This window comes from Novosphingobium sp., assembly GCF_041905565.1.
GTDB lineage: Bacteria > Pseudomonadota > Alphaproteobacteria > Sphingomonadales > Sphingomonadaceae > Novosphingobium.
Window position 1 is genome coordinate 17,333 of the sequence record NZ_JAYRKX010000026.1, and the last position, 21,300, is coordinate 38,632.

General features: G+C 66.7%; 20 protein-coding genes. 16 read left to right on the forward strand and 4 right to left on the reverse strand.

Annotated elements, in window-relative coordinates:
• Nucleotides 1-20 precede the first annotated feature (20 nt).
• The 4 genes from ACE3N9_RS15700 to ACE3N9_RS15715 all read left to right on the forward strand — a co-directional run bounded on the left by ACE3N9_RS15700 (nucleotide 21) and on the right by ACE3N9_RS15715 (nucleotide 4,163).
• Complete coding sequence (locus ACE3N9_RS15700) at nucleotides 21-1,682, forward strand: NAD+ synthase (protein WP_374285256.1); 1,662 nt, start codon at nucleotides 21-23, stop codon at nucleotides 1,680-1,682.
• A gap of 155 nt (nucleotides 1,683-1,837) precedes the next feature.
• Nucleotides 1,838-3,094 (forward strand): transcription termination factor Rho, encoded by a 1,257-nt coding sequence (gene rho, locus ACE3N9_RS15705; RefSeq protein WP_374285258.1) that lies wholly within the window; start codon nucleotides 1,838-1,840, stop codon nucleotides 3,092-3,094.
• 9 nt (nucleotides 3,095-3,103) lie between these two features.
• Nucleotides 3,104-3,628, forward strand: coding sequence for an AAA family ATPase (locus tag ACE3N9_RS15710; RefSeq protein ID WP_374285260.1), 525 nt, complete (start codon nucleotides 3,104-3,106; stop codon nucleotides 3,626-3,628).
• Nucleotides 3,567-4,163, forward strand: a complete 597-nt coding sequence (locus ACE3N9_RS15715) for an AAA family ATPase (protein ID WP_374285262.1) — start codon at nucleotides 3,567-3,569, stop codon at nucleotides 4,161-4,163. Before ACE3N9_RS15710 ends, ACE3N9_RS15715 begins: the two co-directional genes overlap by 62 nt.
• Here the strand turns inward: ACE3N9_RS15715 and ACE3N9_RS15720 are convergent.
• Nucleotides 4,154-4,552: a nuclear transport factor 2 family protein gene (locus ACE3N9_RS15720; RefSeq protein ID WP_374285264.1), complete on the reverse strand. Its 399-nt coding sequence runs from the start codon at nucleotides 4,550-4,552 to the stop codon at nucleotides 4,154-4,156. The genes ACE3N9_RS15715 and ACE3N9_RS15720 overlap by 10 nt on opposite strands.
• Nucleotides 4,553-4,605: 53 nt before the next feature.
• Here ACE3N9_RS15720 and ACE3N9_RS15725 point away from each other — a divergent pair, with 53 nt between their 5' ends.
• Nucleotides 4,606-5,736 (forward strand): aspartyl/asparaginyl beta-hydroxylase domain-containing protein, encoded by a 1,131-nt coding sequence (locus ACE3N9_RS15725; RefSeq protein WP_374285266.1) that lies wholly within the window; start codon nucleotides 4,606-4,608, stop codon nucleotides 5,734-5,736.
• A gap of 39 nt (nucleotides 5,737-5,775) precedes the next feature.
• Here ACE3N9_RS15725 and ACE3N9_RS15730 read toward each other — a convergent pair whose 3' ends face one another.
• A complete protein-coding gene (locus ACE3N9_RS15730) occupies nucleotides 5,776-6,474 on the reverse strand; it encodes a dienelactone hydrolase family protein (protein WP_374285269.1) in 699 nt (232 codons plus the stop codon).
• A 120-nt stretch (nucleotides 6,475-6,594) separates the two neighbouring features.
• Between ACE3N9_RS15730 and ACE3N9_RS15735 the strand changes: the two genes are divergently transcribed.
• From ACE3N9_RS15735 to ACE3N9_RS15780, 10 genes are all read left to right on the forward strand, one after another.
• On the forward strand, nucleotides 6,595-6,849 hold the full coding sequence (locus tag ACE3N9_RS15735; protein ID WP_374285292.1) for a DUF6489 family protein: 255 nt from the start codon (nucleotides 6,595-6,597) through the stop codon (nucleotides 6,847-6,849).
• Between the two features lie 21 nt (nucleotides 6,850-6,870).
• Nucleotides 6,871-8,148, forward strand: coding sequence for a tRNA uridine-5-carboxymethylaminomethyl(34) synthesis GTPase MnmE (mnmE, locus tag ACE3N9_RS15740; protein WP_374285272.1), 1,278 nt, complete (start codon nucleotides 6,871-6,873; stop codon nucleotides 8,146-8,148).
• Between the two features lie 87 nt (nucleotides 8,149-8,235).
• The gene (gene mnmG, locus ACE3N9_RS15745) at nucleotides 8,236-10,083 is read left to right on the forward strand and encodes a tRNA uridine-5-carboxymethylaminomethyl(34) synthesis enzyme MnmG (protein WP_374285274.1); all 1,848 of its coding nucleotides are present in this window, start codon (nucleotides 8,236-8,238) and stop codon (nucleotides 10,081-10,083) included.
• Nucleotides 10,083-10,733 carry a 16S rRNA (guanine(527)-N(7))-methyltransferase RsmG gene (rsmG, locus tag ACE3N9_RS15750; RefSeq protein WP_374285294.1) on the forward strand — a complete coding sequence of 217 codons (651 nt, stop codon included), beginning with the start codon at nucleotides 10,083-10,085 and terminating at the stop codon, nucleotides 10,731-10,733. Before mnmG ends, rsmG begins: the two co-directional genes overlap by 1 nt.
• Nucleotides 10,730-11,506, forward strand: a complete 777-nt coding sequence (locus ACE3N9_RS15755) for a ParA family protein (RefSeq protein ID WP_374285276.1) — start codon at nucleotides 10,730-10,732, stop codon at nucleotides 11,504-11,506. Before rsmG ends, ACE3N9_RS15755 begins: the two co-directional genes overlap by 4 nt.
• Nucleotides 11,503-12,480, forward strand: coding sequence for a ParB/RepB/Spo0J family partition protein (locus ACE3N9_RS15760; protein WP_374285278.1), 978 nt, complete (start codon nucleotides 11,503-11,505; stop codon nucleotides 12,478-12,480). Before ACE3N9_RS15755 ends, ACE3N9_RS15760 begins: the two co-directional genes overlap by 4 nt.
• Nucleotides 12,481-12,671: 191 nt before the next feature.
• Nucleotides 12,672-13,181, forward strand: coding sequence for a DUF4402 domain-containing protein (locus ACE3N9_RS15765; RefSeq protein ID WP_374285280.1), 510 nt, complete (start codon nucleotides 12,672-12,674; stop codon nucleotides 13,179-13,181).
• Nucleotides 13,182-13,395: 214 nt separating this feature from the next.
• Nucleotides 13,396-14,199, forward strand: a complete 804-nt coding sequence (locus tag ACE3N9_RS15770) for a molecular chaperone (protein ID WP_374285281.1) — start codon at nucleotides 13,396-13,398, stop codon at nucleotides 14,197-14,199.
• Between the two features lie 38 nt (nucleotides 14,200-14,237).
• Nucleotides 14,238-16,928, forward strand: a complete 2,691-nt coding sequence (locus ACE3N9_RS15775; RefSeq protein WP_374285283.1) for a collagen binding domain-containing protein — start codon at nucleotides 14,238-14,240, stop codon at nucleotides 16,926-16,928.
• A gap of 88 nt (nucleotides 16,929-17,016) precedes the next feature.
• Nucleotides 17,017-18,171 carry an acyl-CoA dehydrogenase family protein gene (locus tag ACE3N9_RS15780; protein WP_374285285.1) on the forward strand — a complete coding sequence of 385 codons (1,155 nt, stop codon included), beginning with the start codon at nucleotides 17,017-17,019 and terminating at the stop codon, nucleotides 18,169-18,171.
• A gap of 75 nt (nucleotides 18,172-18,246) precedes the next feature.
• Here the strand turns inward: ACE3N9_RS15780 and ACE3N9_RS15785 are convergent, their stop codons facing one another.
• Nucleotides 18,247-19,077, reverse strand: a complete 831-nt coding sequence (locus ACE3N9_RS15785; RefSeq protein WP_374285286.1) for a glycine zipper 2TM domain-containing protein — start codon at nucleotides 19,075-19,077, stop codon at nucleotides 18,247-18,249.
• Nucleotides 19,078-19,206: 129 nt separating this feature from the next.
• Nucleotides 19,207-19,689 carry a GAF domain-containing protein gene (locus tag ACE3N9_RS15790; RefSeq protein WP_374285288.1) on the reverse strand — a complete coding sequence of 161 codons (483 nt, stop codon included), beginning with the start codon at nucleotides 19,687-19,689 and terminating at the stop codon, nucleotides 19,207-19,209.
• Nucleotides 19,690-19,750: 61 nt separating this feature from the next.
• On the opposite strand from ACE3N9_RS15790, the gene ACE3N9_RS15795 reads away from it, so the two are divergent.
• Entirely contained in the window at nucleotides 19,751-21,220 is a 1,470-nt protein-coding gene (locus tag ACE3N9_RS15795; protein ID WP_374285290.1) for a sorbosone dehydrogenase family protein, read from the forward strand.
• Nucleotides 21,221-21,300 lie beyond the last annotated feature (80 nt).

The following is a 21,300-nucleotide window of genomic DNA, read 5'->3' on the forward strand; positions in this document are numbered from 1 at the left end:
GCCCCGCCTAGGGTAGCGCCATGGCCGATACGCTTTCGATCACCCTTGCCCAGCTCAACCAGTCGGTGGGCGATATTGCCGGCAATGCCGCCGCGATGCTGGCCGCGCGCGAGCGGGCGCGGGGGCAGGGCGCGGACCTGATCGTCTTCCCCGAAATGCAGCTGATCGGTTATCCGCCCGAAGACCTGGTGCTCAAACCAGCGCTGATCGAACGCGCCGCGCTGGAACTGGAGCGGCTGGCGGCGCAGACCGGCGATGGCGGCCCGGCCATGCTGGTCGGCTCGGTCTTCGTGCGCGATGGCAGCCTCCACAACGGCGTCGCCCTGCTTGACCAGGGCAAGGTCGCGGCGGTGCGCCTGAAGCACGAATTGCCCAATTACGGCACCTTTGACGAAGTGCGGCTGTTCCAGCCCGGCCCCTTGCCAGAACCCGTGGTGTTCAAGGGGGTGATGGTCGGCCTGCCGATCTGCGAGGATATCTGGCACCCGGACGTGTGCCGCCACCTCGCCGATTTCGGGGCGGAGCTGCTGATCTGCATCAACGGCAGCCCTTACGAGATCGACAAGGATACCCTGCGGATCGACGGCGTGGCCAAGCGCCGTGCGGTCGATACCGGGCTGCCGCTGGCCTATCTCAACCGGGTTGGCGGGCAGGACGAACTGGTGTTCGACGGGGCCAGCTTCGTGGTCAACGGCGATGGCAGTGTGGCCGTGCAGATGACCGACTGGGAAGAACAGGAAGTCACCACCCGCTGGACCCGCACTGCCCAGGGCTGGCGCTGCGACAAGGGCGAAGTGGCGCGGCTGGCCGACCATCCCGAGGACATCTACTGCGCCATGGTCATGGCGCTGCGCGACTATGTCGACCGCAACCGTTTCCCCGGCGTGGTGCTGGGCCTGTCGGGCGGGATCGACAGTGCGATCTGCGCCGCGATTGCTGCCGATGCGCTGGGGCCGGAGCGGGTGTGGTGCGTGATGCTGCCCAGCCGGTTTACCAGCCAGCTCAGCCTCGATCTCGCCACCGAATGCGCGCAGCTGATCGGTTGCCGCTATGATACGATCCCGATCGCCCCGGCGGTCGAGGCGTTCGACGTGATGCTGGCCGGCAGCTTTGCCGACAAGGCGGTCGATCTGACCGAGGAAAACGTCCAGTCGCGCATCCGCGGCGTGACCTTGATGGCGCTATCGAACAAGTTCGGGCCGATGCTGCTGACCACCGGCAACAAGAGCGAGATGAGCGTCGGCTATGCCACGATCTATGGCGACATGGCGGGCGGCTACAACCCGCTGAAAGACGCCTACAAGATGACCGTCTTCGCGATCAGCAAGTGGCGCAATGCCCACAAGCCCAAGATTGCGCTTGGCCCCGATGGGCCGGTCATGCCCGACGGCATCATCACCCGCCCCCCATCGGCCGAACTGCGCCCCGACCAGAAGGACGAGGATTCGCTGCCGCCCTATCCGGTGCTCGACGCGATCCTGCTGGGCCTGGTCGAACACGAAAAGAGCGTCGACCAGCTGGTTTCCGAAGGGTTCGAACGCGATGTGGTGGTGCGGATCGAACGGCTGCTCAACCTGGCCGAATACAAGCGCCGCCAGGCGCCTCCAGGGGTCAAGCTGGGCACGCGCAATTTCGGGCGCGACCGGCGTTATCCGATCACCAACGCGTTTCGCTCGGCCTGACGCAGATTCGTTGACAGACCTGCCCGCCAGGGCCTATTCGCGCGCTGACCGACACAAGACCGCGCCAAGCCGCGGCGTGATCCGCTTTCTCCAAGCCCAATGATCAGTCGGCCATCCCAGCGTTGAATTTTTCAGATTACCGGATTGAATCCACCATGCACCTTAAAGAACTCAAGAAGAAAACCCCCGCCGAGCTGGTCGAAATGGCCGAAGAGCTTGAGGTCGAAGCTGCATCGACGATGCGCCGCCAGGACCTGATGTTCGCGATTCTCAAGGAACTGGCCGAGGACGGCGAGGAAATCATCGGGCAGGGCACGATCGAAGTGCTGGCCGACGGTTTCGGCTTCCTGCGCAGCCCCGAGGCGAACTATCTGGCCGGTCCGGACGACATCTATGTCTCGCCCAACCAGGTCCGCAAATGGGGCCTGCGTACCGGCGATACCGTGGAAGGCGAAGTCCGCGCGCCCAAGGACGGCGAACGCTATTTCGCGATCACCAGGCTGATCAGCGTCAACTTCGACGATCCCGATGTGGTTCGCCACCGCGTCAACTTCGACAACCTGACCCCGCTGTATCCGGACGAACGGCTCAACCTCGATACGGTCGATCCCACGGTCAAGGACAAGTCGGCCCGGGTGATCGACATCATCAGCCCGCAGGGCAAGGGCCAGCGCGCGCTGATCGTCGCCCCGCCGCGCACCGGCAAGACCGTGCTGCTGCAGAACATGGCGAAGGCGATCACCGATAACCATCCCGAAGTGTTCCTGCTGGTCCTGCTGGTCGATGAACGCCCGGAAGAAGTTACCGACATGCAGCGCAGCGTGAAGGGCGAAGTGATCTCCTCGACCTTCGACGAACCCGCCACGCGTCACGTGCAAGTTGCTGAAATGGTTATCGAAAAGGCAAAGCGCCTGGTCGAGCACAAGCGCGACGTGGTGATCCTGCTGGATTCGATCACGCGCCTTGGCCGTGCCTACAACACCGTTGTCCCCTCGTCGGGCAAGGTGCTGACCGGCGGCGTGGACGCGAACGCCCTGCAGCGCCCCAAGCGCTTCTTCGGCGCGGCCCGCAACATCGAGGAAGGCGGTTCGCTGTCGATCATCGCCACCGCGCTGATCGATACCGGCAGCCGCATGGACGAAGTCATCTTCGAAGAATTCAAGGGCACCGGTAACTCGGAAATCGTCCTCGACCGCAAGGTTGCGGACAAGCGCATCTTCCCGGCGCTGGATGTCGGCAAGAGCGGCACCCGCAAGGAAGAACTGCTGGTCGGCAAGGACAAGTTGTCGAAGATGTGGGTCCTGCGCCGCATCCTGATGCAGATGGGCACGGTCGACGCGATGGAATTCCTGCTCGACAAGATGAAGGATTCGAAGACCAACGAAGACTTCTTCGCGACGATGAACCAGTAAGAGGAACCGATGGCAGCCGACATCATTCTGGTTGTCGGCTGCACCGGGGCCGGCAAGACCACCTATTCACGCCGCCTCGCCGACGAGCTGGGCGGCGTACGCTTTTCCATCGACGAATGGATGACCACGCTGTTCTGGGCCGACAGCCCGCAGCCGATCCAGTTCGAATGGACGATGGAACGGATCACCCGCTGCGAGGCGCAGATCATGGCCACGGTGCGGCAGCTGGCCGCACGCGGGGTTCCGGCGCTGCTTGACCTGGGCTTCACCACCAAGGATCACCGCGACCGGTTCCGGGCCATGGCTGCGGGAGCGGGGCTGACGGTGCAGGTTCACTTCCTTGATGTGCCGGTCGATGAACGCTGGCAGCGCGTCAGCCGCCGCAATGCCGAGCGCGGTGAGACTTTCGCGATGGAAGTGGACCGCGGCATGTTCGATTTCATGGAAGGCCTATGGGAACCCCCACAGGCCGATGAATGGCAGGCAAACGGTGGATGCCGGATCGGCGGCGATGGGCAGCGCACCGGGGCCTGAATTGAAGCTGCCGCGCTGCGCGGTGCTGACCGGCGCGCCGGGGGCGGGCAAGACCACCCTGCTTGATGCTGCCGCCGCTGCGGGCCTGCGCACTTCGCCCGAAGTGGCGCGTGAACTGCTGCGCCAGCCCGGCGGGATGGACCTGCGGACGCGCGATCCGCTGGGCTTTGCTGAGGCCATGGCCGAAGCCCACATCCGTGAATTTGAACGCCACGCTGCCGCGCCCGTGCCGGTGCTGTTCGACCGCGGGCTGCCCGATGTGGTGGGGTTCCTCGACGTGTCGGGGCTCGCCGTGCCGCCCAGCGTCGAGCGCGCCTGCCGGACCTTGCGCTATCACGGCCCGATCCTGCGCGCCCCGGCCTGGGCGGCGATCTATGTCCAGGATGCCGAGCGGATCCAGGACTGGGAGCAGGCCGTGGCCAGCGATGCGGCGGTGACCGCCGCCTGGCAGCGCTATGGCTATGACGTGACCGAATTGCCGCTGGCCGGGGTGGACGAGCGGCTGGCCTTCGTGCGCGGCCTGCTTCAGCCCTGAGCAGCCTGGAGCTGCGCCGCCATCATCTCCCACAACTTGTTCACCGCCTTGACCGGGCGGACCATGACCTTGAAATCCTTGATTTTTCCATCATCGTCAAAGCGGATCAGGTCGATCCCGTTGATGTGGACGCCGTCGATCTCGGCTTCGAATTCGAGCAGTGCGTCGTTGCCTTCGATCACTTCGCGGACATAACGGAAGCCATCGCCGCCCAGCACCTTGGCCGCGCTCAGCAGGTAGAGCATGACCTTGGGCTTGCCGGCCTGGGGACTGTGGACCACCGGCGAATGGAACACCGCGTCATCGGCCAGCATGTCGGCCAGCAGCGCCGCATCGGCATTGCTGTTCATGTAGTCGTGCCAGCGGCCAACCCCTGCGCGTGCGCTCATCGTCTTGAACCTCTCCTTGCCCAGGCGTTGCAGGGTGCCCTATGCCTTGGGCCATGACCAGCGACTTTCGCACCGCCATCGCCCATGGGTTGCAGGCCCTGCAGGCGCGCGACATGCCCCGCGCCGCCAGCCTGTTGCGCGAAGCCGCCGCTGTGGCCCCTGCTGCCGAAATGCCGTGGATAGCGCTGGCCAATGCCGAAATGGCGAGCGGGCAGAATGACGCCGCCGAACAGGCGCTCGATCAGCAATTGCTGATCGCCCCGCGCGAGGTGGGGGCGCTGCTGTTGAAGGCGTACTTGCGCGAACAGGCCGGCGATGCCCGCGCGGCGAGCAGTTTCTACCGCACCGCGCTCAACCAGGCGGCAGTGGACGGGGCGGTTCCCCCGGCGCTCAGCGCGCTCCACGCCCACGCGGCGCGTTACCTGGGCGAGGCCAATGCCGGGTTCGAAGCCTATCTGCTGGACGCGGTCGGGCAATCGCTGTCCCCGACCATGACCGAGGCGATCGAGTTGCTGACCGGCAAGCGCGAACTCTATCTGCAGGAACCCTCGGTGTTCTATTACCCGGGGCTGCCACAGAAGCGCTTCTACGATCCGGCGGATTTTCCCTGGCTGGAGCCCATGCTGGCGCTGGTGCCGCAGATGCAGGCCGAACTGGCCGAAGTGCTGGGGCAGGGGGCCGATGGTTTTGCCCCCTATGTCCACCGCAAGGCGAATCGCCCGGCGCCGAACACGCCGCTGCTCGACAACCAGGCCTGGACCGCGTTCCATTTCTGGCGTGACGGCGTGTTGGACGAGGACAATGCCGCGCGCTGCCCGGCGACGATGGCAGCGCTGGGCCATGCGCCCCTGCCGCAGATTCCCGGCCGTTCGCCCAATGCGCACTGGTCGCGCCTGCTGCCCGGGGCGCACATTGCCCCGCATACCGGGATGCTCAACACCCGGCTGATCTGCCACATCCCGATCCTGACTGCGCCGCAGTGCTGGTTCCGGGTCGGCAGCGAAACACGCGGCTGGGTAGACGGCGTGCCGCTGGTGTTCGACGATTCGATCAACCACGAAGCCAGGAACGACGGCAGCCAGGAACGCGTGATCCTGCTGTTCGAAATCTGGCGACCGGAAATCGACGAAGCGGACCGTGAGGCGATCGGACGGATATTCCAGGCGATCGGCGATTATGAATGAGGGCAGGGGCCGCCCAGAGCCGCCCCTGCCTCAAAATCATCAGGCCAGGTTGGCCTTCAGGAATTCCACCGTCCGCCCATCGGCCAGCTGCGCGCCGGCTTCGTCGCGGCGGTTGCCCATTTCGGCGGCAAAGCCGTGGTCCAGCCCGGCATAATCATGCAGCGTCACCTTGGGGTGGCTGTCCAGCGCTGCGTGGATGGCTGCCTGGGCCGTCTCGTCGACAAAGTGATCAGCGGTCGGGATGTGCAGCATCAGCGGATTCGCGATGGCGTGGGCTTCGTCGAGCATGGTGTCGATCATCACGCCGTAATAGCCGACTGACGCGTCGATATCGGTGCGCGCCGCCGCCATGTAGGCCAGCCGTCCGCCGAGGCAGTAGCCCGCGCAGCCGACCTTGGCGACGCCCTGGGCGCTACGCAGCCACTTGATCGTGGCTTCGATGTCATAGACCCCGTCAGTCGCATCGTACTGCTGGAAATAGCCGAAGGCCTGCTGCAATTCGGCGTCCACGTCGGGATTCAGTTCGACCCCCGGGGCAAAGCGCCAGAAGATGTCCGGCGCGACCGCGAGATAGCCCTTTTCGGCCCACTTGTCGCACTTCTGCCGGATGCCCGGGTTCACCCCGAAGATTTCCGGAATCACGATGATCGCGGCGCTGGGCGTGCCGGTCGGACGCGCGACATAGGCGGGAATCGCGCCCTGGCCATCATAGGCGGGGATCTGGACCTGTTCGGACATGTTCTTCTCCATCGTGCGGGTTACCCCCTCGCCCTAAGCGCTTGGCGTGGACTTTGCCAAGGCCATGTGCCAGCGTGTCGGCAGGGGAAGACTGGTGCCGCCGATTTGGGAGCCATGCCGATGAAGATCAATGTCGAGATCGATTGCACGCCCGAGGAAGCGCGCCAGTTCCTGGGCCTGCCCGATGTGTCGAAGGCCAACCAGTTCTATGTCGATGCCATTGCCAAGGGGATGAAGGGCGCGGCCAACGTCGACCAGTTGCAGGACTTCGCCAAGGGGCTGGCGCCGATGGGCCAGATGGGCCTCAAGCTGTTCCAGCAGTTCGTCGAGAACAGCAACGCCTTCACCTCGGGCGCGAAGAAGAAGGACGACTAGGATCGTCCTGCCCGCCGCGTCGTGATCGATACCATCTTCGCCTTGTCGAGCGGCGCACCGCCCGCCGCGATCGGCGTGATTCGCGTGAGCGGTCCGCAGGCCGCCGCAGCCCTGTCGGCGCTCGCCGGGCGCAGCCTGCCGCCGCGCCGCGCCGTCGCGGTCAGCCTGCGCGGTGCGGACGGGCGCCTGCTCGACCGGGCGCTGGCGCTGTGGCTGCCCGGGCCGCAGACCGCGACGGGCGAAGATACGCTGGAACTGCATTGCCACGGGGGCAGGGCGGTGCTCGCCGCGGTGGAGCAGGCGCTGGCCGTGGTGCCGGGGCTGCGCGCCGCGCAGCCGGGCGAGTTTACCCGCCGCGCCTTTGCCAATGGGCGGATCGACCTGGCCGAAGCCGAAGGGCTGGCCGACTTGCTCACCGCCGAGACCGAATTGCAGCGCGAAGCCGCCATGGCCATGGCCGGGGGGCAATTCTCTGCCCAGGTGGCCGAATGGCGCGAACGGTTGCTCACCCTGTCAGCCTCGGTCGAAGCCGTGCTCGATTTCAGCGACGAGGATGACGTGGCCCTGCTGCCGGACGATTTCATCGCCCGGATTGCTGCCTTCGCGGCCGAGATTGGCACCTGGCTGGCCCGCCCCCGCGCCGAAGTGCTGAAGGAAGGCTTCCGGGTGGTGCTGGCCGGTCCGCCCAATGCCGGAAAGAGCACGCTGTTCAACGCCCTGGTAGAGAGCGAGGCGGCGATTACCGCACCCACCGCCGGCACCACGCGCGATGTCTTGACTCACCCCGTGGCGCTGGGCGGCATACCCTTCCGCTTCTACGACACCGCCGGGCTGCGCGCCGAAACCGGCGATGCGATTGAAGCGATCGGGATCGAACGGGCGCAGGGCGCAATGCGTCAGGCTGACCTGGTGCTGTGGCTTGGCCCGGAAGGGCAGGGGCCGGTCGGCGCCTGGGAAATTGCCGCGCAGGCCGACCGGGCGGATCACCCCCACAAGTCGCACCCGCGACACCAGTTGTCAGCCGTGACCCGGCAGGGGCTCGACGCGCTGCGCACCGATCTGATCGCCACCGCGCGGCAGGCTATGCCGCGCCCGGGGGAGGCTGCACTCAACCAGCGCCAGCACCGTCTGCTGGCCGAGGCGCGTGAGGCGCTGGATAGCGCGGTCAGCCTGACCGATCCCTTGCTGGTGGCCGAAAGCCTGCGCCTCGCGCGGGTCGCCTTCGATGCCTTGCTTGGCCGAACGACGACCGAAGACATGCTCGACGCGTTGTTCGGGCGGTTCTGCATCGGCAAATGACGTGTTCCACGTGAAACACTGATCCGTTTCGAATCGATCCCCCGCAAGCCTGTTCCACGTGGAACGCAACTGCGCTATGAGGGATACATGCAGCAGTTTGATGTTCTGGTGATCGGCGGCGGCCATGCCGGCGTCGAAGCGGCGGCAGTCGCGGCGCGGATGGGGGCGAAAGTCGCGCTCGTCAGCTTTGACTTGTCCGCAATCGGCGCGATGAGCTGCAATCCGGCGATTGGCGGGCTTGGCAAGGGCCACCTCGTCCGCGAGGTCGATGCCTTTGACGGGATTATCGCCCGCGCCGCCGATGCCGCCGCGATCCACTACCGCATGCTCAACCGGTCCAAGGGTAGCGCGGTGCAGGGACCGCGCGTGCAGGCGGATCGCAAGCTGTTCAAGGCAGCAGTGCAGGACTTGCTCACCCGGCAAGGCGATCTGACGCTGGTTGCAGGAGAAGCAGCGGCGCTGCGCCTGGACGGTGGCAGTGTCTGCGGGATCGAGCTGGCCGATGGCACGGCGCTGGCTGCGCGGGCCGTGGTGCTGTGCACGGGCACTTTCCTGGGCGGCGTCCTGTTCCGGGGTGAGGAACGGATCGTCGGCGGGCGGATCGGCGAAGCCTCGGCCCAGCGGCTTGCGGCGCAGCTGCGCGAAGCGGACCTGCCGATGGCCCGGCTCAAGACCGGCACGCCGCCGCGCCTTGATGGGCGCAGCATCGATTGGGCGCGGCTGGAAGAACAACCCAGCGATGCCGAACCGTGGTGCATGTCGGCGATGGGGCGGGGCCGGGTCAATCCGCAGCTGTTCTGCGCGATCACCCGCACGAACGAGCGCAGTCACGACGTCATCCGCGCCAACCTGCATCGTTCGCCGTTGTTCACCGGCGCGATCGGGGCCTCGGGCCCGCGCTATTGTCCTTCGATCGAGGACAAGATCCACCGCTTTGCCGACCGCGACGGGCATCAGGTGTTCCTGGAGCCGGAAGGGCTTTCGACGCACGTGGTTTATCCTAACGGGATCAGCACCTCGCTGCCTGCCGATGTCCAGCTGGCCATGCTGCGGACGATGGAGGGGCTGGAGCAGGTGGTGATGGAAGTTCCCGGCTATGCCGTGGAATATGACCACATCGATCCGCGTGCGCTGCGCACCTCGCTGGAGCTGCGGGCGATCCCGGGGCTCTATTGCGCCGGGCAGCTCAACGGCACTACCGGGTACGAGGAAGCGGCGGCACAAGGGCTGGTCGCCGGGATGCACGCCGCCGCCGCCGTGCTGGAGCGCGATGCACCGGCGCTTGACCGGGCCAACAGCTACATGGCGGTGATGATCGACGACCTGACCTTGCACGGGGTCAGCGAACCCTATCGCATGCTCACCGCCCGGGCCGAATACCGCCTGCGGCTGCGCGCCAACAATGCCACGAGCCGCCTGACTCCGCTGGGGCTGAGCGCTGGCTGCATCGGGCCGGAGCGGGCGGACTGGTTCGCCCGGCGCGAAGCGGAACGGGCCCGGTTAGACGCCGCGCTTGATGGCATGGCGACCAGTGCCGAACTGGCCGGGGCCGGGCTGCCGGTGCGGCCCGATGCCGGACGGCTGACCTTCCGGGAATGGTTGCGCTTTGCCGGGGTCGATCTGGCTGCGCTGGCCCCGTGGCTGGGCGACGCGGCTGAGGTCGATCCCGACCTTGCCGCCGAAATGGCCGAGGATGCGGCCTATGCCCCGTACCTCGCCCGGCAGGAGGCCGAGCTGCGTGACCTGCGTGCGGGTGAGGCGCTGCCCCTGGGTGATGACTTCCCCTATGCCGAGATCCCGGGCCTGTCGCGCGAGATGGTTGAGCGTCTGAGCAAGGCCCGGCCGGAAACACTGGCCGCAGCCGGTCGCGTTCCCGGAGTGACCCCTGCGGCGCTGGCGGCGCTGCTGGTCCATGCCCGGCGGCGCGCGGCATGATCCTGCGCGATGAAGCCGAGGCGCGCTCCTGGCTGGCGGCGTTGCCCGAATGGGATGCGGCTGCGGCTGAGCGGCTGGAGCTGCTGGTGCAGCTACTGGCCGAGGAAAATCAAGCCCAGAACCTGGTTTCGGCGGCCAGCCTGGATGAGGTCTGGCGGCGGCACATCGCCGATTCGGCGCAGCTGCTGACCCATGTTCCACGTGAAACAGGTTCGCCCTGGCTCGATCTTGGCACGGGGGCGGGGTTCCCAGGATTGGTGATTGCCGCGCTGCGGCCCGAAGCCGAAGTGCTGATGGTCGAATCGCGGGCGCGGCGGATCGACTGGCTGGAGCGGGCGCGAATCGCGATGGGGCTGCAAAACGCACAAGTGATCGGCACCCGGCTGGAGCAGGTGCCGACCCGTCCAGTCCGTGCCATCTCGGCACGGGCCTTTGCCCCATTGCCGCGCTTGCTCGATCTATCCGCACGATTTTCCACAGCCGACACCATCTGGCTGTTGCCCAAAGGGCGATCAGCGGCCCAAGGATTGTCCGAACTTTGCGGTTGGCGGCACATGTTCCACGTGGAACAATCGCTGACCGATGCCGATGCCGGGGTCATTCTCGGCACGCTGGGCGGAAAGCTCGTCGGAAAGGGGAAACGGCCGTGATTTGCGTGGCGATCGCCAACCAGAAGGGCGGGGTGGGCAAGACCACCACGGCTATCAACATCGCCACGGCCATGGCCGCCACCGGCTGGAAAGTGCTGCTGATCGACCTCGATCCGCAAGGCAACGCCTCGACCGGGATCGGTATCGGCGCGGCGGATCGCACGACCTCGTCCTATGACTTGCTGGTCGATCAGGCCCCGCTGGCTGAATGCGTGATGCAGACGCGGATTCCCGGGCTCGACATTGTGCCTGCCACGGTGGACCTGTCCGGCGCCGAAGTGGAATTGGTCGCGGTCGAAAATCGGACCGACCGGCTGCGCACTGCGCTGGGCGGCGAATCGGGTTACGATGTCTGCTTCATCGATTGCCCGCCGTCGCTGGGGCTGCTCACGCTCAACGCCCTGTGCGCGGCTGACACCTTGCTGGTGCCCTTGCAGTGCGAGTTCTTCGCGCTCGAAGGGCTAAGCCAGTTGTTGCAGACGGTTGAACGGGTTCAACAACGTTTCAACCCTGCGCTGGGCATTGTCGGTGTCGCGCTGACCATGTTCGATCGCCGCAACCGCCTGACCGACCAGGTGGCCGATGACGTGCGCTCGTGCCTGGGGCAACTGGTGTTCGATGCGGTAATCCCGCGCAACGTCCGCCTGTCCGAAGCGCCCAGCCATGGCTTGCCCGCGCTGGTCTATGACCATACCTGCACCGGCAGCCGCGCCTACATGGCCCTGGCGCGCGAGCTGATTTCCCGCCTGCCCGAACGAAAGAAAGCCGCATGAGCGACGAACCCGTCTCCCCCCAGATCGCGCCCCAGGCTGCCGTTGCGGCGAAGAAGCGCCCGCCCGCGCTGGGCCGGGGACTGGGCGCGCTGCTCGGCGAATCGCGCCGCGAGGAGCCGCTGGTAGTCCAGCCCGATGCCGCGGGCGGGCGCGCCCCGGCCGGGCAGGCGCCGACGAGCGGATTGGCGACGATCCCTGTCGCCCATATCGTCCCGCTGCCGGGTCAGCCGCGCCGCCATTTCGACGAGGCCGCGCTGGAAGAACTGGCCGCCTCGATCGCCGCGCGCGGGGTGATCCAGCCGGTGATCGTCACGCCGCAGGGCGGGGGACGCTATCGCCTGGTCGCCGGTGAACGCCGCTGGCGCGCCGCGCAGCGTGCCCAACTCCATGAAATTCCAGCGATTATCCGCGATCTGAGCGAACGCGAAGTGATGGCGCTGGCCTTGATCGAGAACCTCCAGCGCGAGGATCTCAACCCGATCGAGGAAGCCCGCGCCTATCACCGCCTGGCCGAGGACGAAGGCTTGACCCAGGCCGAGATCGCCAAGCTGGTCGACAAGAGCCGCAGCCACGTTGCCAACATCCAGCGCCTGCTGGCCTTGCCCGAAGGGGTGATCGAACTGGTCGAGACGGCCCAGCTGTCGATGGGTCATGCCCGCGCGCTGATCGGCCTGGACAATGCCCAGACCCTGGCCGACCAGGCAGTGGCCCGGCAACTGTCGGTGCGCGAGGTCGAGAAGCTCGCGCGGCGGCGTCCGACTGCTGGTTCTGCCCCGCGCCGCGCACGCGGTGAGCGCGATTCGGCGGCCACGGCGGATATTGCCGCAGTGCAAAGCCACCTGGAGGAGTTCCTGGGGCTGTCGGTGCGAATCAACACCGATGCCGATCCACGTTCCGGTGCAGTTACAATCCGTTACCGCACGCTCGACCAACTGGACCTGATCTGCCAGCGCCTGACCGGCGGCGGGATCTGAGATCCGCGGAATTACGGGATTTTCCCGGATAAAAGTTAACGCGTGCCCTGGTTCCATTAACCATAATCAACAGCAAACCCTGAACATGGGAGTTCTACATAGGGTCCTGCGAATGGGGGCAAGCCGTCCATTCGGGGCGGCGCATTCCCGCGCTGCATTGCTCGTGAATGCTTATAAGGGACCAGGAAATCATGCGTAATTCGCTTCGTCTTGCTGTTGTCGGTGCCGCGCTGGGCGCCCTGTCGATCGCTTCGGCCGCCAACGCCGCCACCACCGCGACCGCCACTGCCACCGCTGAAGTGCTGAGCACCCTGTCGGTGCAGGCTGACAGCGCGCTCGACTTCGGCCAGATCGCTGCCAACACCGGTGGTACCGTGACCGTCAATGCCGATTCGACCGTGTCGAAGAGCGGCTCGCTGGTTTCGACCGGCACCCGCGCTCCCGCCAGCTTCACCGTTGTGGGCAGCAAGGGCGCGATGGTCGCCGTGACGCTGCCGACCGGCCCCGCGACGTTGACCCGCCTGCTCGGCACCGAAACGATGGAACTGTCGGGCTGGAACAGCAACCCGAACGGCGGCTTCCAGCTGGATGCCACCACCGGTGCGGCGACCTTCTCGGTCGGTGGCACGCTGACCGTGGGCAACGCCCAGGTTGCCGGCGTCTACTCCGGCACTTTCGACGTCTCGGTCGAATACCAGTAAGTCCGATCCGTCCACCGGACGGGTCTGACAGGCAAGGGCCGCATCCGCTCACGCGGGTGCGGCCCTTTCGCTTGACTGATGGCGGTGTGGTTATCCGAAAATTAACCCTGATTTCCTAGACCCTACGCAGATTTGCGTGGGCCTGCCTTGGCCCCGCGTTCACTTGTCGCAGGGACTGCCGATGCCGAATATCCAGCTTTTCCGCCGTTTTGCCATGACTGCTGCCGTGCTCACCGCGCCGTTTCTGGCCGCGCCGGCCCAGGCGCAGGGCGACCTGCTCGTCGCCCCGACGCGGGTCGTGCTGACGGGCGGCGGCAACGCCGAACTGGTGCTGAGCAACATCGGCACCGCCGAGGCGACCTATCGCATCGGCGTGGAACTGCGCCGGATGACCGATGACGGCGATTTCGTCGACGTGCCGGATGCCGAGGCCAATGCGACCGAAAAGGCCGCGGCCGAAATGGTCCGCTATGCCCCGCGCCGCATCACGCTACTGCCCGGCCAGCCGCAATCGGTCCGCCTGTCGGCCCGGCCCGCACCGGACCTGCCCGATGGCGAATACCGCGTCCACATGAGCTTCCGCGCGATTCCCCCGGCGCTCAGCCCGGAAGAAGCGCAGAAGCAAGCGGCCGCCGGCGGTCTGTCGATCCGGCTGACCCCGGTCTATGGCATCACCATTCCGGTCTTCGTCCGCAAGGGCCAGCTTCAGGCCGGCGCCAGCCTGGCCAATCCGCATCTGGTCAAGTCGGGCAACGATTCGTTCCTTGAAGTCACGGTCAACCGCAGCGGCAATCGCTCGGTCTATGGCGAACTGATCGGCAAGTCGGCGCGCGGCGAAGCGCTGTTCAACCTGCGCGGCGTGGCGGTCTATCCCGAAGTGCCGGCGCGCAGCGTGCGGATCCCGCTGAACGCCGAACAGCAGGCCCGGATTGCTGCCGGCCCGGTGAAGATCGAATACCGCGAGATGCCCGAAAACGGCGGGCAGCTGATCGCCGAAATGACGTCGGCCGTTCGCTAAACATATCTCCTAAAACGGAAAAATAGCGAACTGACGTCATGATCCGGCGCTTTCCCACCCTGGCCAAGGCCGCTGCCCTGCTGGCAGCGGCTTTCGGCGTTTGGGCGGGCGTGCCGGCGCAGGCGAAGGACTGGGCGCCCGATCCCGAGGATCAACTGCTGCTGGAACTGCGCAGCGGGGCATACCGCCTGGGCGAGCCGCTGCGCGGCTATCAGACCCCGCAGGGCGTCTGCGTCGATTTTGCCGACTTGATTCAGGCGCTCGACCTGCCGGTGCGACTTGACAAGAAGTCGCGCCGCGCAACCGGGTGGCTGTTTGCGGAGGATCAGCGGCTGATCCTCGATCGCGATTCCAATACGGTACAAACCGTGAACAATTCGCGCGGGATCGGCGCCGGGGCGATTGTCGATACCCCGGAAGGCTGGTGCATGGACCTGGCTGCCCTGTCCGCCTGGATGGGCGTCCGGTTCAAGGCGGACTTGGGCAATCTGGCGATCAAGCTCGAATCCGATCGCAAGCTGCCGTTTCTTGAAGCGATCGAGCGGCGAAGTCGCGCGGCGCGACTTCGCAGCCCGGCGCTGGCTGAATTCGACCTAGCCAAGCTGCCGCAGGCGCAGGCGCCCTACCAGAACTGGCGCACCCCATCGGTCGATGTGCAGATCCAGGGGCAGTGGAACAACCGCAGCGGCGCGACCATGCAGTACGAAGCGCTCGCCGCTGGCGAGGCGCTGGGGATGAGCTTTACCGCGCGGCTCGCGGGGAATGGCGGACTTACGCCGGATTCGCTGCGCCTGCGGCTGTTCCGCAACGATCCCGAAGGCGGGATGCTCGGCCCGATGCAGGCCTCCCAGATCGCACTGGGCGATGTCGAGACGCTGCGCGGCGGGCTGACCGGGCAGGGGACCTATGGCCGCGGGGTGTTCATCTCGAACCAACCCTTGGCGCGCGGTGCGCGCTTTGGCCTGACCTCGCTGCGCGGCACGCTGCCGGCTGGCTGGGACGCCGAACTCTACCGCAATGGCGAGTTGCGTGCCTTCCAGGCCGATCGCGGGGATGGCCGCTACCAGTTCGACGATATCGAACTGCTGTTCGGCGAGAACGATTTCGAAGTGGTGCTCTATGGTCCGCAGGGCCAGATCAAGCGCGAGCGTTCGTCGATGCCGGTCGGGCAGGACAACGTTACGCCGGGGCAGACGCAATACTGGGCCGGGGTGCTCGATTCGCACCGCGACCTGATCGACCTGTCGCGCACCTTCGTCAGTCCGCAAACCGGCTGGCGCTGGGGCGTGGGGGTGGAACGCGGGATCGACCGACGAACCACGCTGGGCCTGGAATACCAGAGCCTGATGCTGGGCGGGCGCCGCCGCCACTATCTGGAAGCCACGCTGCGCCGCGGCGTGGGGCCGATGCTGCTCGAACTGGCTGGCGCGCGCCAGCTGGGCGGGGGCCGCGCGCTGCGCGTCGATGCGCTGGGGCGGCTTGGCCCGGTGCGCTTCGATGCGCATGTGCTGTGGGTCAAGGGCGACTTCGAAAGCGAGCTGGTCACCGCGCAGCAGCGCCGGGAATACAGCCTGCGGCTCAATTCCGCGCTGCACCTCGGCAACTGGCGCTTGCCGGTGGAGGGCGCGGTGCGCCAGACGCTGACCCGCGACGGGACAAAGGTTAACGAATGGTTAGTGCGCGGCGCCTTCCACGCCGGACGGGTGACGCTGACGGCCGAATTGCTGCGCCGGAGCGCCAGCGGTCCGGCGCTGGGCCTGGCGAGCGGCGACCTGGGGACCAAGCTCAACCTGATCGGCAACACCGCGCTTGGCGGGCTGCGGCTGCGCGGGACGACCCGTTTCGCGCTGTCCGGCCCGCGCCACGGGTTCGAGGCGGTGCAGCTGGTTGCCGAAAAGGGGCTGGGCCGGGCCTCGACCCTGCGCGGCGGCTATGAGTATGACAAGACCGCCGGGCGCGGCGAATGGATGCTGGGCTATGTCCAGCAATTCCGCCGCTTTGCGCTGCGTGCCGAAGCGCGTGCCGACAGCAACGGCCGCAAGACCCTGGGCCTGACCCTGGGCTTCAGCCTGGGGCCGGATCCGGTCGATGGCGGCTGGCGCTTGTCGCGCGAGCGGTTGGCCGAGGAGGGTCAGGCGAGCATCGAAGTGTTCCGCGACGACAATGGCGATGGCTATCGCCAGGCCGGCGAAGCGGCGGTCGAAGGGGTGAACATCGAAGCCGGGTTCCGCCACGCCGAGAAGGCCACCAACCAGGCTGGGCGCGCGGTGATCGACGGGCTGATGCCCTATGTCCCCGTGCTGGTGTCGATCGACGCGGGCACGCTGCCCGATCCGCTGCTCCAGCCCAAGACCAGGGGCATGGTGGTGGTGCCGCGCCCGGGCGTTGCGGCCAAGGTGGTGTTGCCGCTGGCCCCGACCGGCGAGATCGAGGCGGTGTTGCTTGGCCCCGATGGCGAACCGCGCGCCGGTGTGCCGGTCGAACTGGTCGATGCGAGCGGGCGCACGGTGCTGACCGCGCCGAGCGATTTCGATGGCTACTTGCTGTTCGATTCGGTCCCCTATGGCCAATATCGCCTGCGCGTGGCGGCAGGCAGCGCGGCGGTGCTGGGCGTGCGGGCAGAACTGGGCGGGGCACTGCGGCTCGACCGCGATCACGCCTCGCTCCGGCTCGGAAAGCTGCGACTGGTGGCCGATGCCCCGGCGCAGGTCGCGGCGAGTGGTCCTTAATCGCGCGATTAAATTCGGCTTGACCCGGCCTGTGGCCGCGCCCTAACCCTTGGGGCAATCCGCAAGACCCGAGAGAGGATAGACGCCCATGTCGCTCGATAGCCTGAACCGCACCTGCTATACCGAGGATCACGAAGCGTTCCGCGCCACCGTGCGCCGCTTCGTGGCCGAACAGCTTGAACCCCACGCCGCCAAGTGGGACGAAGACGGGATCATTCCCAAGGATGTCTGGCCCAAGGCGGGCGAACTGGGCCTGCTCTGCCCGACCGTGCCCGAGGCTTACGGCGGGTTGGGGCTGGATTTCGGCTACAACGCCATCATCGACGAGGAAGTCGGTTATGGCACCGACGTAGCCACCGGCTTTTCGCTGCAGTCGGACATCGTCGCCAACTACATCATCCAGTACGGCTCGGAAGAGCAGAAGCAGACCTGGCTGCCCAGGATGGTCAGCGGCGAGATCGTTACCGCGATCGCCATGACCGAACCGGGGACCGGCTCGGACCTCCAGGCGCTGCGCACCACGGCCAAGAAGGATGGCAACCACTATGTCATCAACGGCAGCAAGACCTACATCACCAATGGCCAGAACGCCGACCTGATCCTGGTCTGCTGCAAGACCGATACCGAAGTGCAGCCGGCGTGGAAGGGCGTGTCGATCGTGCTGGTCGAGGCCACCCGCGACGGGTTCAAGCGCGGCCGCAACCTCGACAAGGTCGGGCTGGATGCCGCCGATACCTCGGAACTGTTCTTCGAAGACGTGCGCGTGCCGATCACCAACTGCCTGGGCGAGGAAGGCAAGGGTTTCATCTATCTGATGAGCGAGCTGCCGCAGGAACGCCTCGGCATCGCGATTTCCGCCCAGACCGCCGCCCAGCGCGCTTTCGACATGACGGTCGAATTCACGCGCGAGCGCAAGGCGTTCGGCAAGCCGGTGCTCGATTTCCAGAACACCCGCTTCGTGCTGGCCGATCTCAAGGCCAAGCTCCAGGTCGGCTGGGCGCACATCGACTGGTGCATCGCCCGCCACATCAAGCACGAGCTGACCCCGGTCGAAGCCTCGGGTGCCAAGCTGTGGCATACCGAATTGCAGGGCGAAGTGGTCGACAAGTGCCTGCAGCTGCACGGCGGCGCCGGGTTCATGAACGAATATGCCATCGCCAAGCAGTGGCGCGGCGCGCGCGTCACCCGGATCTTCGGCGGGACCAGCGAAATCATGAAGGAACTGATCGGGCGCTCGCTCTGATCGGTTGATCGCTGAATGCAACAAGGCCCCGGATCGCTCCGGGGCCTTGTCATTTCCGGCAGCTCCGCCGGCCGGTCAGTTGATGCGGACGCGCTTGTCCGGGACGATCCGCACCCGCTTGTCGGGCACGGGACGATGGATCACCCGGCGTTTGGCCTTCACCGGCACCCATTCCTCGGTCACGATGGTTTCCTTGCATTCGCGCTGCGGGCGGCGCGCGCCCTGCTGCTGCATCATCATCACCGGGACCATCATCATCACCGGCTGCATGGCATAGCCATAGGTCACGCCCGGCTGGGCATAGCCATAGGCGCCATAGCCATAGGGCTGCTGCTGGCGGGCCAGGTAGTCCTCAAGATAGCTTTCGCAGTAATCGCGCGAGCGATTGCGATCCGCCGAATTGCCGATCGCGCCGCCGGCCACGCCGCCAACCACGGCTCCGGCCACGGTGCCAAGGGTGCGATTGCCGCGTCCGGCCACCCGGTTGCCGATCACGCCGCCAACCACGCCGCCCAGCACTGCGCCCAGCGTGGTGCTTTTCTTGCCGGCGGGATAGCGGCGGCGGCATTCATCCAGCCAGTCGGCCCGGGCGGCTTGCCAGGCGGGATTGTCCCAGCCCGGCGCGGCCACGGGGGCGACCTGGGCGGGCGGTGCCATGACCGGCGCCATCGGCCGCTGCTGCGGCATCGGCGCCGCCATTGGCGGGGCGACGTGGGGGATGGCCGGGGCCGGCAGCGGCGCGGCAATCTGCGGCGCGGGCAGTGGCGGCATCGGCACGGCATTGCCGAACACGCGGCCTTCCGCATCCATGACGCCAGTGGTGGGCGCGATCTGGGCCTGGGCGGTACCGGCGAGCGCGAGTGCGCCCACCAGCGCGAACGGCGAAACGAAACGGCGGAGCGACATGGCAATCCCCTGTTAAGGCCGGAGCGATTCCGGAGTTAACAGATTATTTATCATTTAATGCCGCGCGAAACCAAGGCAGGGCAGAGCACTGTCTTGCGTCTGTCCCGTTTCGGTGCAGGCTGCCTTGGGTCAGATCAGGTCAGCGATTGCCCCGGCCAGTGCCTCGATCCCGGCGGCGTCCTCGGCATCGAACCGCGCGGGCTCCGGGCTGTCGAGGTCGATCACCGCGATCACCGTGCCGTCACGCAGCACCGGCACCACCAGTTCCGAACGGCTGGCCGCGTCGCAGGCGATGTGGCCGGGAAAGGCGTGGACATCGGGCACCAGCTGGGTCTGCCCGCTGGCCGCCGCCGCGCCGCACACACCCTGGCCGAAGGGAATGCGGATGCAGGCCGGCTTGCCCACGAACGGCCCCAGCACCAGTTCACCATCGACCACGCGGTAGAACCCCGCCCAGTTGAGCGTAGGCAGGAACTGCCAGAGCAGCGCCGCCAGGTTGGCCATGTTGGCCACGCCGTCGCGTTCCCCATGGGTCAGCGCGCGGGCGGATTCGACCAGTTCGCGGTACATTTCGGGCTTGGGCTGGGCGGGGTCGGGCTGGAAGTCGAACATGGGGTCATCCTAAACCAGACAACGGTTGCCGCCTAGCCGCGCTGCGCCTATCCTTTGGGCCATGTCGACCAAACGCAAGCTGCTTGTTGCCCTCGCCGTGTTCCTGCTCGTGATCGGCGGGTTCGTTTACTACATCATGCGCGGCGTGCCGGCCAAGCACACGCTGGACGAGTTGTCCGGCCGCGATCCGGTGCTGGTCGAACCCAAGCCCGAGGAAATTCCCAGCGTTGCCATCGCCAAGCCGGTGGGTTGGGCCGCGGGCGAAGCGCCCCAGGCGGCGCAGGGCCTGAAGGTCAGCCGCTTTGCCGAAGGGCTGGATCACCCGCGCGTGCTTTATACCCTGCCCAATGGCGATGTGATTGCGGCTCTGGCTGACGCCCCGGCGGGCAACCTGGGGGGCGGGCTGACTGCAAAGATTGGCGCAATGCTGATGAAGCGCGCCGGCGCGCGCGGCCAGTCGGCCGACGCCCTGGTGCTGCTGCGCGATGAAAACGGCGACGGCGTGGCCGAACAGAAGACCACCTTGCGCCAGGGCAATGGCCTTGCCTCGCCCTCGGGCCTGGCCTGGTTCAATGATACGCTCTACGTCGCCAACCACGATGCCGTGCTGGCCTTCGCCTACAAGCTGGGTGAAACCACCCTGGCGGGCGAACCGAAGAAGCTGATGGACCTGCCGGCGGGCGGCAACCACTGGATGCGCAACCTGGTGCTCCAGCCCGATGGCGCGATGCTCTACGTCGCGGTCGGCTCGTCCTCGAACATTGCCGAAAACGGCATGGACATCGAAAAAGGCCGCGCCGCGATCTGGCAGCTCAATCTCAAGTCCGGTTATCCGCGCCAGTATGCGCAGGGGCTGCGCAATCCCAATGGCATGGCCTGGAACCCGTCGACCGGGGAACTGTGGACCGTGGTAAACGAACGCGACCAGCTGGGGCCGGACCTGGTGCCGGACTACCTCACCAACGTGCCGGTCGGCGCGCACTATGGCTGGCCGTGGGTCTACTGGAAGACGTTCGACGATGACCGCGTCGTCGCCGCGCCGCCGGAATATTTCGACGATTTCGTGCGCAAGCCCGAATATGCGCTGGGCGCGCACGTTGCGCCGCTGGGGCTGGTCTTCGTTACTGGCGGGCAGCGCATGGGGCCGCAATTCGCCAACGGGGCGTTCATCGCCCGCCACGGCTCGTGGAACCGCAAGCCGCTGTCGGGCTATGACGTGGTCTTCGTGAAGTTCGATGCCAACGGCAACCCGCAGGACAAGCCGATCCCGGTGCTGACCGGGTTCCTGACCGGTGAAGGCACCACCCACGGCCGCCCGACCTGGCTGGCCTGGGACAAGACCGGCGCACTGCTGGTCAGTGACGATACTGCCGGGATCGTCTGGCGCGTCGAAGCACCGGGCGCCGCGCCCGCCGCGCCGGTCCAGCCGGTCAAGGTCGGCCGCATGCCCCCGCAGCGCAACCTCAATGGCGATCCGACTGCGCAGTACAAGGGCGCCTTCGGCAAGGAAGGCCAGGTCAAGCAGCAGTAAGGGAGGAAGTCCCTTGCCCGGCTGACGCCGGTGCGGGAAGGCCATCCGGCCTTCCCGTGCAACACCAGCCCGCTCCCCCG